The organism is Agrobacterium sp. 22-226-1 (genome assembly GCF_053522345.1).
In genome coordinates this window covers 65,060-78,879 of sequence record NZ_JBNWCP010000009.1, presented here as the reverse complement: position 1 = coordinate 78,879, position 13,820 = coordinate 65,060, and the positions used below count along the sequence as shown (strand labels likewise).

13 protein-coding genes are annotated in these 13,820 nt (G+C 60.5%); 9 read left to right on the top strand and 4 right to left on the bottom strand.

Annotation, left to right across the window (positions count from 1 at the left end; translation table 11 throughout):
* Position 1: 1 nt before the first annotated feature.
* Positions 2–1,498 carry a replicative DNA helicase gene (locus tag ACQZ5K_RS16565; RefSeq protein WP_003520716.1) on the top strand — a complete coding sequence of 499 codons (1,497 nt, stop codon included), beginning with the start codon at positions 2–4 and terminating at the stop codon, positions 1,496–1,498.
* A 64-nt stretch (positions 1,499–1,562) separates the two neighbouring features.
* Here the strand turns inward: ACQZ5K_RS16565 and ACQZ5K_RS16560 are convergent, their stop codons facing one another.
* From ACQZ5K_RS16560 to ACQZ5K_RS16545, 4 genes are all read right to left on the bottom strand, one after another.
* Positions 1,563–3,257 carry an ABC transporter ATP-binding protein gene (locus ACQZ5K_RS16560; protein WP_448740881.1) on the bottom strand — a complete coding sequence of 565 codons (1,695 nt, stop codon included), beginning with the start codon at positions 3,255–3,257 and terminating at the stop codon, positions 1,563–1,565.
* A gap of 188 nt (positions 3,258–3,445) precedes the next feature.
* Positions 3,446–3,748 carry an AzlD family protein gene (locus ACQZ5K_RS16555; RefSeq protein ID WP_077987773.1) on the bottom strand — a complete coding sequence of 101 codons (303 nt, stop codon included), beginning with the start codon at positions 3,746–3,748 and terminating at the stop codon, positions 3,446–3,448.
* On the bottom strand, positions 3,745–4,449 hold the full coding sequence (locus tag ACQZ5K_RS16550) for an AzlC family ABC transporter permease (RefSeq protein ID WP_125145867.1): 705 nt from the start codon (positions 4,447–4,449) through the stop codon (positions 3,745–3,747). Before ACQZ5K_RS16550 ends, ACQZ5K_RS16555 begins: the two co-directional genes overlap by 4 nt.
* 138 nt (positions 4,450–4,587) lie before the next feature.
* Positions 4,588–5,445: an AraC family transcriptional regulator gene (locus ACQZ5K_RS16545; RefSeq protein WP_448740880.1), complete on the bottom strand. Its 858-nt coding sequence runs from the start codon at positions 5,443–5,445 to the stop codon at positions 4,588–4,590.
* A gap of 195 nt (positions 5,446–5,640) precedes the next feature.
* On the opposite strand from ACQZ5K_RS16545, the gene alr reads away from it, so the two are divergent.
* From alr to cysS, 8 genes are all read left to right on the top strand, one after another.
* Positions 5,641–6,816 carry an alanine racemase gene (gene alr, locus ACQZ5K_RS16540; protein WP_448740879.1) on the top strand — a complete coding sequence of 392 codons (1,176 nt, stop codon included), beginning with the start codon at positions 5,641–5,643 and terminating at the stop codon, positions 6,814–6,816.
* A gap of 65 nt (positions 6,817–6,881) precedes the next feature.
* Positions 6,882–7,136: a type II toxin-antitoxin system ParD family antitoxin gene (locus ACQZ5K_RS16535; protein ID WP_448740878.1), complete on the top strand. Its 255-nt coding sequence runs from the start codon at positions 6,882–6,884 to the stop codon at positions 7,134–7,136.
* A complete protein-coding gene (locus tag ACQZ5K_RS16530; protein ID WP_448740877.1) occupies positions 7,133–7,444 on the top strand; it encodes a type II toxin-antitoxin system RelE/ParE family toxin in 312 nt (103 codons plus the stop codon). The genes ACQZ5K_RS16535 and ACQZ5K_RS16530 overlap by 4 nt, the downstream gene beginning before the upstream one ends.
* Before the next feature lie 6 nt (positions 7,445–7,450).
* On the top strand, positions 7,451–8,857 hold the full coding sequence (gene radA, locus ACQZ5K_RS16525; RefSeq protein WP_003520708.1) for a DNA repair protein RadA: 1,407 nt from the start codon (positions 7,451–7,453) through the stop codon (positions 8,855–8,857).
* A gap of 89 nt (positions 8,858–8,946) precedes the next feature.
* Positions 8,947–9,534 carry a CvpA family protein gene (locus tag ACQZ5K_RS16520; protein ID WP_035261832.1) on the top strand — a complete coding sequence of 196 codons (588 nt, stop codon included), beginning with the start codon at positions 8,947–8,949 and terminating at the stop codon, positions 9,532–9,534.
* 140 nt (positions 9,535–9,674) lie between these two features.
* Complete coding sequence (purF, locus tag ACQZ5K_RS16515; protein ID WP_003520704.1) at positions 9,675–11,183, top strand: amidophosphoribosyltransferase; 1,509 nt, start codon at positions 9,675–9,677, stop codon at positions 11,181–11,183.
* Between the two features lie 145 nt (positions 11,184–11,328).
* Positions 11,329–12,087, top strand: a complete 759-nt coding sequence (locus tag ACQZ5K_RS16510) for an SDR family NAD(P)-dependent oxidoreductase (RefSeq protein WP_448740876.1) — start codon at positions 11,329–11,331, stop codon at positions 12,085–12,087.
* A gap of 217 nt (positions 12,088–12,304) precedes the next feature.
* Positions 12,305–13,690 (top strand): cysteine--tRNA ligase, encoded by a 1,386-nt coding sequence (gene cysS, locus ACQZ5K_RS16505; protein ID WP_448740875.1) that lies wholly within the window; start codon positions 12,305–12,307, stop codon positions 13,688–13,690.
* The last annotated feature ends 130 nt before the right edge of the window (positions 13,691–13,820 follow it).

Below are 13,820 nucleotides of genomic sequence, written 5' to 3'. Positions count from 1 at the left end.
CATGAACGACGCTGTGAGAAAGATCACCCCCGCGCAACCGGCGGAACCGCATTACCGCGAAGCGCCGAACAACATCGAGGCCGAACAGGCGCTGCTCGGCGCCATCCTCGTCAATAACGACGCCTATTACCGCGTGTCGGACTTTCTGAAGCCCGTGCATCTTTACGAACCGCTGCACCGCAAGATTTTCGAGGTGGCGGGCGATATCATCCGCATGGGCAAGACCGCCAATCCGGTAACGATCAAGACCTTCCTGCCCGCCGACGACAAGATCGGCGATCTGACGGTGGCGCAGTATCTCGCACGTCTGGCGGCGGAAGCCGTATCGATCATCAACGCGGAAGATTACGGTCGCGCGATCTACGATCTGGCGCTGCGCCGCGCGCTGATCCAGATCGGCGAGGATGTCGTCAACATCGCCTATGACGCGCCGCTCGACATGCCGCCGCAGGCGCAGATCGAAGACACCGAACGCCGCCTGTTCGAGCTGGCGGAAACCGGCCGTTACGATGGCGGTTTCCAGTCCTTCAACGATGCGGTGGCGCTGGCGATCGACATGGCGGGCGCCGCCTTCGAACGCGACGGCAATCTCTCCGGTATTTCCACCGGCATTCATTCGCTCGACGCCCGCATGGGCGGGTTGCAGCGTTCCGACCTTATCGTGCTTGCCGGTCGTCCGGGTATGGGCAAGACCTCGCTTGCGACCAACATCGCCTACAATATTGCCGCGTCCTATGAGCAGGAAGTACAGCCGGACGGGTCGTACAAGGCCAAGAACGGCGGCGTCGTCGGCTTCTACTCGCTCGAAATGTCGTCCGAACAGCTGGCCACCCGTATCATTTCCGAGCAGACGGAAGTATCTTCCTCGAAAATCCGCCGCGGTGACATTACCGAGGCCGATTTCGAAAAGCTCGTCGCCTGCTCCCAGATGATGCAGAAGGTGCCGCTTTACATCGACCAGACCGGTGGTATCTCGATTGCCCAGCTTTCCGCCCGCGCCCGCCGCCTGAAACGCCAGCGCGGCCTCGATGTTCTGGTGGTCGACTACGTTCAGCTGATGACCGGCTCCGGCAAGAGTGGCGAAAACCGCGTGCAGGAAATCACCCAGATCACCACGGGTCTGAAAGCACTCGGCAAGGAACTCAACGTTCCGATCATCGCGCTGTCACAGCTCTCCCGTGCGGTGGAAAGCCGCGAAGACAAACGCCCGCAGCTTTCCGACCTGCGTGAATCGGGCTCCATCGAGCAGGACGCCGACGTGGTGCTTTTCGTGTTCCGCGAGGAATATTACGTCAAGAACATGGAGCCGCGCGATATTTCCGATCCCAAATATGCCGAATGGGAGGCCCTGTTCGACAAGGTGAAAGGCACGGCCGACGTCATCATCGCCAAGCAGCGTCACGGACCGACCGGTACGGTGAAGCTCGCCTTCCAGTCCGAATTCACCCGCTTTACGGATCTGGCCGATCCGAGCTTCAGCCAGTACGAAGAACATTGAGGCTCAGCAACGCCGGCCATCGATAAAAACGCCCCGTCCTGCTTCAGGATGGGGCGGAATCTTTTCAATGGCTTGGGACTGACACCTCAGAAGCCGATTCATCGATTGTACCGCTCGGCAATGCAATGACCTGATCGCCGGCGCGGATGCTGCTCTGGCGGTGGGTGATGGCGATGATGGTGATATCGCTGTCGACCCGTCTTAACTGGTCCATGATTTCCCGCTCCGTCTCCTCGTCCAGCGCCGAGCTTGCCTCATCGAGCAGCAGAATGGAGGGTTCGCCGTAAAGCGCACGGGCAATGGCAACCCGCTGGCGCTCACCGCCGGAAAGCTTCAGCCCCCTTTCCCCGACAATCGTATCGAAACCCTCCGGCATCGCCTCTATCCTGTCGAGTATCGCGGCGCGCTCAGCCGAGCGGCGCAGTTTTTCCTCATCCAGCACCCGCCCAAGCACGACATTGCTGCGCAGCGTATCGTTCAGCAATTGCACCTCCTGCGGAACGATGCCGGCAACGGCAAACCAGTCGTCGCGGCCGATTGCGGTCAGATCGGTGCCATCGATGGTGATACGACCCGATTGCGGCGCCATGGTTTTCTGCAGAAGCCGGAAGAGTGTCGATTTGCCGGAACCGGTCTCGCCGATAATGAAGGTCATACGTCCCGGCGTTGCAGTGAAAGAAACACCTTCGACGCCGCGACCGTTTTCGTAGCGAAACCCCACATCGTCGAATTCTATCGCTTTGCCCGATAGCCGCAGCGGGTTGGCATGGGGCGGTTCCTCCTCTTCCGGCGCATTCCACATGCGGGCATAGGGCGCGAAGTGGGCGAAGGAACGAACCGCCTCGCTGATCGACTGCCCGATCAGTTCAAAAGGCATGTTGAGCTGAAGCAGAAGCGTGTTGAAGAGAACGATATCGCCTATCGACAGGGCTCCCGCCTCGTAACGCGGCAACAGGAGATAAAAGCCGATAACCATCTGCATGGCGAGTGCGAGCGAGATGGTGAAGACGAAGCCGATCCGGCGCAGGGAATAAAGCCGCCAGTTATGATAGATCGAGCCCGCATTATCCGCAAAGCGACGCTTCATCCACGCCGTGCTGCCCGTGTGCCGCAAAGGCTCGATCATGCCGATGGCGTTTCCGACAAAACCGGCATTCTCCTGCCCGGCTTCGATGGCCTTTTCCAGAAAAGGCGTGGTCAGGCGGTTCGAAGCGAGCGTGAGCGCAATGAAGGCCGCGCCGTAAACGACGACGATGGCGACCAGATCCGCACTGAGGACCGTTCCCAATAACAGGGTGCTGAACAGGAACGTGGCGATGCCCGGCACAAAATAAATAAGGCCGATCTGCATGATCGCCGAGGCGGCCGAAGCGCCCCTTGTCTGCGCAGCCTGAATTTCCGCCGGGTTGTGATCGTTGAAGAACGACGGGTTTTTATGGACGATGCGCTCGAAGAAGCGTGTCGTCGCGACATATTCCAGCCGCTCCGAATGGATGACCGACATATATTGCGTGGAGCGCTGAATACCCCTCGCCAGTGCCGTCAGGCCCGCATAGAGCGAAAAACCGAGCATCCATTGCAGCGGCGCATCCGGCAGATCGTCGATCAGGCGGGAAAACACGTAAGGCCCCGCGGTGGCGAGAACAGACCCGAGCAGGATCGTCAGCAGCAAAAAGGTGATGGACGGCCATGACGTCTTCAGGTCTTCGGCATAGATTCGGGAAAGCGGTCCGAATGCAACTTCGCGATTGCCTGTCATCACTCTCTCCCGCCCGGCGCTGCTTGAAAGATACGGCAGGCATTGGATAACGGCTTGGAAGCGCCTGCTCAAGTCCGGACTATCGTACTCCGTTCACATTCAATATTCCGCATGGAACGGGTTTGCGCCCTATCCCGCCCGTTCTGCTCCCAAGGGCGGAATCTTTTCAACGGTTTGACCGGATTGTCTCACAATCCGATTCCACGCAGCAGCGCCACGGCGGCAACACCGAGCGTTGCGGCCGGCAGAAGGCTGAGGCGCAGCGCCGCAACCGCGGTTATCGCGCAGGCGATGGTTTCCGCCGGTCCGCTGGCGAGCGCCGTCGGCGTCACCACGGCCATCAGGACGGCGGGCGGCACCACGCCGAGCGCCTTTTTCAGGCGCGGTGTCAGCGTAAAATGAGTGACCAGCAAAAGGCCGCCAAGGCGCGTGGCGACGGTTGCCGCCATCATGGCAAGGATTGTCAGCAGCGTATTCGGATCGAGCGTCATGCCGGCTGCTCCGCCTGTTCCTCGTGGCCGAAGGCGGCGACGGCCAGACCCGCCAGCGCGCCGGCGGCGATATACCAGGCGCCGGGAACCAGCGCGTGGGTAAGACAGGCAGCGGCAGCGCTTGCCAGAAGCACGAAGCCGGTTTCCCTGCCCTTCCAGAAACCCATGAGCAGCACGATGAAGACGGCGGGAAAGGCAAAATCCAGACCGATGACCGACATGTCCCCCACCACCGAGCCGAGCAGCGCGCCGGCAAGGGTTGCAAGGTTCCAGACTAGATAGATCGAGAGCGCGGCGCCGGTGAAGAAACCCGCCGTCAACCGGCCGGCAATGACACGAAATTCCGACAATGCCCAGGATTCATCCGTCAGCACCAGCATGGCGGCATATTTGCGCCAGCCCCTGAAATCATCCAGCTTGCCGGCGATGGAGGCACTCATCAGCACATGGCGCAGATTGACCAGCAGCGCCGCAAAGCCGAGTGCGCTCCAGCTTGCCGGATGCGTCCATAGATCCATCGCCACGAATTGCGAACCGCCGGCAAAGACCAGCAGCGACATCAGCGAGGCTTCGAGCGGCGACAGACCCTTGCCGATGGCGACCGCACCGAACACCACGCCGATGGGCACCATGGCGACCAGCAACGGCGCGGCTGCCCGCAATCCCGCGCTGAATTCCGTGCCTTTTCCCGATATGGACATCGCATTCTCCCTTTCGAAAGAGAGGGATTACGCTTGCGACATTCTTCGGTCTTGAACGAAAGTGACGTCAGGCGGTTTTCCGCTGAAGCGTCGCTTTTTCTTTTGTTACATTTCCGAACGGAAATGCGGGCTTTGAACTCAGGCCATCCGGAACTGCCCCGGTGTGACGCCGGTGCGGGCCTTGAAATGCCGGGTGAAATGCGCCTGGTCGGCAAAACCGCACATTGCCGCCACCTCGGCCGGCATCTCGCCGGCGCGCAGAAGCCGGCGCGCCCTGCGGATGCGCACATCCGTCAGATAAGCGTGCGGGGTGATGTGAAACTCTTTCCTGAAAGCGCGAATGAGGTGCGCGCGGCTGAGACCGGCGATGGAGGCCAGTTCCTCAAGACCGATATCGGTCTCGTAATTGTCGGAAAGATAGTCGCGGGCGGTATAAACCGCCGTTTTCTCTCGTGTTTCGACGGGCAGGATAATGGCGCTGCCGTGCCTGCCGAACAGGGCGGCAAGAACCGAGAACATACCCTCATCCGCCTCCAGAGCGCCGGATTTCTCCTCCAGCCGCCGATGCGCCATCTGGAAAGCCGCCGCCATCTGCGGATCGCGCGGCAGAAATCTTGGAAAGGAGGGCGTGCCGTGAAAGGCCCTGCCCGTCACATCCTCGATAATATCGCGCAGCAAGACGATATCGGGATAGATCATCCGATAGCGATAACCGCCGCCGCCCGGTGCGCCATCGTGAACCTCATCCGGATTGATGAGATAAAGATGCCCCGGCCCCGTCTGCTCGGTGGTGCCCTGAATGGTGGAGATCTGCGAACCGCTTTCGATCGCGCCGATCGAGAAGGTATCATGCGCATGCGGGGAATATTCATGGGTCAGAAAAGTCGCGCTCAGGCACTCCATGCCGCCAAAACGCCTGTCACGCCAGAAACGCGTGGTTTCCGTCGTCGCAACCGGCATGACATCTATGGCCTGTTCCTGCGAAACATTGTGCATGGAACGAGTTTAAACCAATCGACCGGTACCGTCTTGAACAAAAGTGCCCGCGCTTCATTCCCGCACATTTCCACAAATGTGCGGGAATGAAGCTCTAACACTTTGAATCTACGCATCGTGCTTTGCAAAAATCGATAACGATTTTTGCGCCGATGCTGTAGGGTCCGCGAGGTTCCAACCAACCGGACGCATGGCATGACAGACGACTTCGAAGACAGCTTTCCCGAAAACGAAACCGACACTTTCGAGCACGCGCCGCTGAGGCTGACCGTCGATCTCGGCGCGCTCGCCGATAATTGGCGGGACATGAAGAAGCGTTCCGGCAGGGCGCGAACGGCGGCTGTCGTCAAGGCCGATGCCTATGGTCTCGGTATCGAGGATTGCGGCGCCACCCTCTACCATGCCGGCGCGCGCGATTTCTTCGTGGCGACGGTGGCCGAGGGTGCGACCCTGCGCTCCTATACCCCGGAAGCGCGCATTTTCGTGCTGTCAGGCATATGGCAGGGTCAGGAACGGCAGGTCTTCGACAACGATCTCGTGCCGGTTCTCGCCTCCGAGGAACAACTGTCCTTCTGGATGGCGACGGTTGCCGAGCGGGGCGATCACCCCTGCGCGCTGCATGTGGACACGGGCTTCAACCGCCTCGGTCTGCCCCTCGACGACGCGCTGTTTCTGGCCGACGACGTGACGCGGCCGGCAAGTTTCGATCCGGTTCTGGTGCTGTCGCATCTCGCCTGCGCCGACACGCCTTCCTCGCCAATGAACAGGGTTCAACTCGAATCATTCCGAAAGGTTAGCGCCGCTTTCGAAGGCATCGAATCAAGCCTCTCGGCTTCCGCCGGGATTTTCCTCGGCTCGGAGTATCATTTCGACCTCACCCGCCCCGGCATCGCCCTTTATGGCGGCGAAGCGGTCAACGGCATGGCGAACCCGATGCGGCCCGTCGCCACAGCCGAAGCGCGGATCATCCAGATTCGCGAAGCGGGCGAAGGCCAGACCGTGAGTTATGGCGGCACCTTCCTGCTGAAACGCGCAAGCCGCCTTGCCATCGCTTCCGTGGGTTATGCGGATGGATATCAGCGTTCGCTTTCCGGTTCCGGCATTCCGCTGCGCGAAATGGGCCATGGCGGCGCCTATGGCGTCGTCAACGGCCACAGGGTGCCGGTCGCCGGCCGCGTGACCATGGACCTCACCATTTTCGACGTGACGGATATTCCGGCCAACGCCATCCGTGCCGGCGACTATATCGAGCTTTTCGGCCCCAATGTGCCGGTCGACGAGACCGCACGGGCGGCCGGCACCATCGGTTACGAGATGCTGACGGGGCTTGGCCTGCGTTACGAGCGGCAATATCTGATGGCCGACGACTGAGCAGCGCCTTTAGCCCTTGGAAAGCTGCGGCGACCTGTGCTAGAAGAGAACAAAAGGAGATCGAAATGCCCGAAATCCATTTGAGCGAGCAGGACGAGAAGTTCATCGAGGAGCAGGTGGCGGCGGGCATCTACAGCGATGCGGACGCGGTTATTCATGCAAGCCTGCAATTGTTGAGCAGTGACGAGGGACGACTCGCGGAGCTTCGGAAGATGATTCACGAAGCTGACGCAGAGTTCGAACGGGGTGATTACGTGACCTTTTCCCCGGAGGATGATCTGACCGCCTACATCATCGAACGCGCCAGAAATGAAAAGTGACAAAGGCCCGCACCTATTCACTATCATCGCAGGCCATTCGCGATCTTATTCATCTCTATAAATTTCTGGAGGACAAAAATCCGGTCGCCGGCGAACAGCTTGTGTTGGCCATTGAGTGGAAAATCCGGGACACGGCCCGGCTGGGCCTGACCGGAGTTTCCCGTGACTGGATCAGCAGCGGTCTTCGTGCCGTAAATCACAAAAATCGCTGCATCTATTTTCGTGTAAAAGAAAACGAATTGCGCATATTGCGCATCGTCCACGGCCATCAACACATTGGCGCTGAAGACGTAGAAGAAGAAAACTGACACAAAATGGCCAAAGCCAAGACCCAATTCGTGTGCCAGAACTGCGGCACGGTTCACACCCGCTGGGCGGGAAAATGCGAAGGCTGCGGCGAATGGAATACCATCGTCGAGGAAGACCCAATGGGTGGCATCGGCTCCGGACCGGGCAAGACACCCAAGAAGGGCCGGCCCGTCACGCTCACCTCGCTTTCAGGTGAAATCGAAGAGGCGCCGCGCATTCCGACCGGCATCAGCGAACTCGACCGGGCGACCGGCGGCGGTTTCGTGCGCGGTTCGGCGGTTCTGATCGGCGGCGATCCGGGCATCGGCAAATCGACGTTGCTGATGCAGGCCGCAGCGGCCCTTTCGCGGCGCGGGCATCGCATCATCTATGTCTCGGGCGAGGAGGCGGTGGCGCAGGTGCGTCTGCGCGCGCAGCGTCTCGGGGCTGCGGAAACCGATGTGCTGCTGGCGGCGGAAACCAATGTCGAGGATATTCTCGCCACGATTTCCGAAGGCAAGCGGCCCGATCTCGTCATCATCGATTCCATCCAGACGCTGTGGAGCGATACGGCCGATTCCGCCCCCGGCACGGTGACGCAGGTGCGCACCGGCGTGCAGGCGATGATCCGCTTCGCCAAACAGACGGGCGCAACCATGGTGCTCGTCGGCCATGTGACCAAGGAAGGCCAGATCGCCGGTCCGCGCGTGGTCGAGCACATGGTCGATGCCGTGCTTTATTTCGAAGGCGACCGCGGACATCATCATCGCATCCTGCGCACCGTCAAGAATCGCTTCGGGCCGACCGATGAAATCGGTGTTTTCGAAATGTCGGATCGCGGCCTCAGGGAGGTCTCCAACCCCTCCGAACTGTTTCTCGGCGAGCGCAACGAAAAGTCGCCGGGTGCTGCGGTTTTTGCCGGCATCGAGGGCACGCGGCCCGTGCTTGTCGAAGTGCAGGCGCTGGTCGCTGCCACTTCGCTGGGTACGCCGCGCCGCGCCGTGGTCGGTTGGGACAGTTCTCGCCTCGCCATGATTCTGGCGGTGCTGGAGGCCCATTGCGGCGTGAAGCTCGGCCAGCATGATGTCTATCTGAATGTCGCCGGCGGCTACCGTATTTCGGAACCGGCCGCCGATATGGCGATTGCCTCGGCGCTCGTTTCCTCGCTTGCCGGTCTTGCCCTGCCCGCCGATTGTGTTTATTTCGGCGAAATCAGCCTGTCGGGTGCGGTTCGGCCGGTCTCGCATACGGGCCAGCGATTGAAAGAAGCTGAAAAACTTGGCTTTTCCGCCGCACTTCTGCCTTCTGCTTCGGCTGAATTGCCGAAAGGCGGCAAGGGACGCTGGACGGAAATCGAAAGCCTTCCGGACCTCGTGGCCCGCATCGCCGGCTCCGGCAACCGGTTCAAACAGGTTGAGGACGACGAATATTGATCCTTTCGCCAAGGGAAACAGTGGTGTAAGAGGATCGCAAAATTGGCAAGGCAGCGTCTGACAAGGCGTCGCACCTCCGGAGTTGGTATATGCCCATTACAATTTTCGACGGCATCGTCATCGCCGTTGTTCTTTTCTCCGCCCTTCTTGCAATGGTGCGCGGTTTTTCACGCGAGATTCTGTCGATTGCGAGCTGGGGCGGTTCGGTCGCCGCCGCCTATTATCTCTATCCGGTCCTGCTGCCCTATGCGCGCAACTATACCGATGACGACAAGATCGCCATTGCCGGTTCGGCAGGCGTGGTTTTCCTCGTTTCGCTTATCGTGATTTCCTTCATCACCTCGCGCATTGCCGATTTCATCATCGACAGCCGCATCGGCGCGCTGGATCGCACGCTCGGTTTCCTGTTCGGCGCGGCGCGCGGCATTCTGCTTTTGGTCGTCGCGGTCGCCTTCTGGAACTGGCTGGTGGATGTGAAGACGCAGCCGGAATGGGTGACGCAGGCAAAGTCCAAGCCCTTCCTCGACGGGCTGGTGGGCAAGCTGGAAGCGGTTCTGCCTGACGATATCGAGCCGCAGATCCGCGCCCGCATCCTCGGAAAACCACAGGAGCCGGCAGCCACGCAGGCGCCTGCAGAAGATGTGCCGGCAACAAATCCGCCGGCAACGAATAATTGACACAGTGTCGCGCCTTGCAATGCATGCAAGGCGCGCTATTTGTGCTAAATATCAAGCACGACACAGACGGACCGACCGGGGGAAATACTCACCGGAGAGGTCTTTCTTTTTTTTCTCGGTAGAGAGCAAGGGCAAGCCGGATGATTGAGCCGCTTTCGCATTCCCCGTTCCCTGGGGCCACTTTCAAGGAAGAGATCGACGGCGACACGCTGCATGAAGAATGCGGCGTGTTCGGCATTCTCGGCCATGCCGACGCCTCGGCGCTGACCGCTCTCGGCCTGCATGCGCTTCAGCATCGCGGCCAGGAAGCAGCAGGCATCGTCTCCTTCGATGGCAAACGCTTCCATCAGGAACGCCATATGGGCCTCGTCGGCGATCATTATACCGATCCCGCAACCCTTGCCCGCCTGCCCGGCTCGATCGCCATTGGCCACACCCGTTATTCCACGACCGGCGAAGTGGCGATGCGCAACGTGCAGCCGCTGTTTGCCGAGCTGGAAGAAGGCGGCATTTCCATTGCCCATAACGGCAACTTCACCAACGGCCTGACGCTTCGCCGCCAGATCATCGCGACGGGCGCCATCTGTCAGTCGACGTCGGATACCGAAGTCGTGCTGCACCTCATCGCCCGCTCGCGCCACTCCTCCACCGCCGATCGCTTCATCGATGCGATCCGCCAGATGGAAGGCGGTTATTCGATGCTGGCGATGACGCGCACCAAGCTGATTGCCGCGCGTGACCCGATCGGCATCCGCCCGCTGGTCATGGGCGAGCTGGACGGCAAGCCGATCTTCTGCTCGGAAACCTGCGCTCTCGATATCATCGGCGCGAAGTTCGTTCGCGACGTTGAAAACGGCGAAGTCATCATCTGCGAAATCCAGCCTGATGGTTCGATCACCATCGATGCGCGCAAGCCCTCGAAGCCGCAGCCGGAGCGTCTCTGCCTGTTCGAATATGTCTATTTCGCCCGCCCCGATTCCGTCGTCGGCGGCCGCAACGTCTATACGACGCGCAAGAACATGGGCATGAACCTGGCCAAGGAAGCCCCGCTGGAAGCCGATGTGGTGGTTCCGGTTCCCGATGGCGGCACACCGGCAGCACTTGGTTTTGCGCAGGAAAGCGGCATTCCCTTCGAATACGGCATCATCCGCAACCATTATGTCGGTCGTACCTTCATCGAACCGACGCAGCAGATCCGTGCATTCGGCGTCAAGCTCAAGCATTCTGCCAACCGGGCGATGATCGAAGGCAAGCGTGTGGTGCTGGTGGACGATTCCATCGTGCGCGGCACGACCTCGGTGAAGATCGTGCAGATGATCCGCGAGGCGGGCGCCAAGGAAGTTCATATCCGCGTCGCCAGCCCGATGATCTTCCACCCGGATTTCTACGGCATCGACACGCCGGATGCAGACAAGCTGCTCGCCAACCAATATGCCGATGTCGAGGCGATGGCGAAATATATCGGCGCCGATTCGCTGGCCTTCCTGTCCATCGACGGGCTTTACCGTGCGGTGGGCGGCGAAAACCGCAACCCGGCCCGCCCGCAGTTCACGGACCATTATTTCACCGGCGACTATCCGACCCGCCTTCTCGACCAGAATGGCGAGGCGATGGGCAGCAAGATTTCCATGCTGGCCAGCAACGGCTGATACGCCTTAAACAAAGCGGCCATCCGGCTTCCGGTGGCCGCTTTTTTCTTGCCTTTTGTTCAGGCCCTCGCATGCGACGATATGATCGCTTGCGAAAAGCCAGCGGCGCTTCGTAGAAGGAAGCGCAATCAATTCGGGGGAGACAATGACTATCGATCTGAAGGGGACTATCGATCTCAAGGGCCGCATCGCTCTCGTTACCGGCGCTTCGCGCGGCATCGGCTATTTCACGGCGCTGGAACTCGCGAGGGCCGGCGCGCATGTCATCGCCTGCGCCCGCACGGTGGGCGGCCTTGAGGAGCTGGACGACGCCATCAAGGCCGTCGGCGGCACGGCGACGCTCGTTCCCTTCGATCTCTCCGACATGAAAGCCATCGATGCGCTGGGCGCGAATATCTTCGAGCGCTGGGGCAGGCTCGATATTCTCGTCGCCAATGCCGGCGTTCTCGGCGTCATCTCGCCGGTTGGACATATCGAGGCGAAGGTCTTCGAAAGGGTCATGAACATCAACGTCACCGCCACCTGGCGGCTGATCCGCTCGGTCGAACCGCTGCTTCTGAAGTCGGACGCCGGCCGCGCGCTGATCCTGTCTTCGGGCGCCGCCCATAGCTGTCGCCCCTTCTGGGGTGTCTATTCCACCTCCAAGGCGGCTGTCGAAGCGCTGGCCCGCACCTGGGCGGCGGAAACCCAGAAGAGCGCGCTTCGCGTCAACAGCATCAATCCCGGTGCGACACGCACGGCGATGCGCGCCCAGGCCATGCCCGGCGAAGACCCGGCCACCGTGCCGCATCCATCAGAGGTGGCCGCGGCCATTCTTCCGCTCGCCTCGCCCGATCTGACCGAAACCGGCAAACTCTTCCTCGTGCGCGAGGGAAAATTCGTGGACTACCGCCAGCCGGAGTGAATATTTTCCGCTCGGGGCGGCGATAAGGCCACCACGGTTGCTCTTGACCGGGCCGCACCGCCGCGCCATAAAGCAAGATATGAGAACGATGATCTGCACCTGCTGCTGAGATTTTTTTTGCTGGTTCGCCACCGGCCAGATCGTTTTCGTCTCCCGCAAGGTCAAGAAAGATAAACGTTCCGGCCAGGATAATATTCTGCCTTTAGGGAACTGCCGCATGTCCTTGCGCCTGAAATTTCACAATACACTCACACGCGAAAAAGCGGAATTTTCACCGATCGACGCTGACAATGTGCGCATGTATGTCTGCGGCCCGACGGTTTATGATTTTGCCCATATCGGCAATGCGCGCCCTGTCATCGTGTTCGATGTTCTCTACCGGCTGCTGCGCCACGTCTTTGGCGAAGACCACGTGACCTATGCCCGCAACATCACTGATCTCGACGACAAGATCAACGCGCGGGCGCTGAGGGATTATCCGCATCTGCCGCTGAACGACGCCATCCATGCGGTGACGAAAAAGACCGCCGACCAGTTCCATGAAGATGTGGCCACGCTCGGCTGCCTTCCGCCGACCGTCGAACCGCGCGCCACCGACTACATCGCGGAAATGATCGACCTCATCGAGAGGCTGATCGCCCGCGGCCATGCCTACACTGCCGGCGGCGAGGTGTTGTTCGACACCCGCTCGATGGCCGATTACGGCCAGCTTTCCAAGCGGCCGCTGGACGAGCAGCAGGCCGGCGCGCGCGTGGCGGTGGAAGCCCACAAGAAGACCCCCGGCGATTTCGTGCTGTGGAAACTGTCCTCGGATAATGAACCGGGCTGGGAAAGCCCCTGGGGCCGCGGCCGTCCGGGCTGGCACATCGAGTGCTCGGCCATGGCCGGTCGCTATCTCGGTGAAGTCTTCGATATTCACGGCGGCGGGCTCGACCTTATCTTCCCGCATCATGAGAACGAAATTGCGCAATCGCGCTGCGCCAATGGCACGCATGTCATGGCCAATGTGTGGATGCATAATGGCTTCGTGCAGGTGGAAGGCCGCAAAATGTCGAAGTCCGAGGGCAACTTCGTGACGATCTACGAATTGCTGCACACGGAGAAATTCGGCGGCCGGAAATGGCCGGGCGAGGTTCTGCGCCTTGCCATGCTGATGACGCATTATCGCGAGCCGATCGATTTTTCGGTGAAGCGTCTGGAAGAAGCCGAACGCCTGCTCGCCAAATGGCCAGCGGCGGAAGCCTCCGATGCTGCACCGGATGAAACCGTGCTCGAAGCGCTTGCCGACGATCTCAACACGGTTGCCGCCGTGCAGGCGCTGCATGCGCTGGCGCATGCAGCCAATCTGGACCCATCCAGGCTGCCCGCCTTTGCGGCCAGTGCTGCCCTGCTGGGTGTCCTGCCGAAGAAGGCGGAAATGGACGAGGCCATCGTTTCGGCTGTCGATGCGCTGGTTGAGCTGCGTCTGGAAATGTTGAAGGCGAAGAACTTTGCGGAAGCGGATCGTTTGCGTGACGAGCTTTCCGAGAAGGGCATTCAGTTGAAGGATGGGAAGGACAAGGAGACCGGGGAGCGGACGACGACGTGGGAGTTGAAGCGGTAATTTACTGCTGCGGCTTGCGGCTTACCCCCCTCTGCCCTGCCGGGCATCTCCCCCACAGGTGGGGAGATCGGCTAGAAGCACACTCCCCGCTCGATCCGCAGCGTCAGAGTTAGGCGAGCGGTTACCGCGA